The sequence below is a fragment of the Mesorhizobium sp. M4B.F.Ca.ET.203.01.1.1 genome, assembly GCF_004791025.1.
Classification (GTDB): Bacteria; Pseudomonadota; Alphaproteobacteria; order Rhizobiales; family Rhizobiaceae; genus Mesorhizobium; species Mesorhizobium abyssinicae.
This window is the reverse complement of the sequence record NZ_SRUO01000194.1, coordinates 1-317: the sequence shown is the minus strand read 5'-3', so window position 1 is coordinate 317 and position 317 is coordinate 1. Positions and strand designations below refer to the sequence as shown.

Here is a 317-nt window from a genome sequence, read left to right as displayed (position 1 = left end):
TAGCCCAGCGCTTCATTGCCATCGCTGGCGACCACGGCGCGGCAGCCCAGCTGCTCCAGCTGGTCGCGCAGGATGGCCTGGTTGATCGCGAGCCCGAGCAAGAAGGACAGCCCCGCCGACAGGCAGGCATGGCGCACATGGTAACGGTCTGCCTTCGACCACCACTGCACCGCCACCGCGAGCACCATCAGCGGCACGCCGATTTGTGAGATGGCGATCATTGTCGTATCAAGGAGCGGGCTGATGCCGGCAGCCGAGTTGATCCAGTGCGTGAGAGATGCGTCCATTCTTGTCTGGTTTCCCTTGTCTGCCGTGAG

The 317-nt window shown here is 63.4% G+C and carries 1 pseudogene; it reads right to left on the bottom strand.

The features are described from left to right. Positions 1–221, bottom strand: a pseudogene (locus EN846_RS34285) (hypothetical protein); the annotation flags it as partial. Between the last annotated feature and the right edge of the window lie 96 nt (positions 222–317).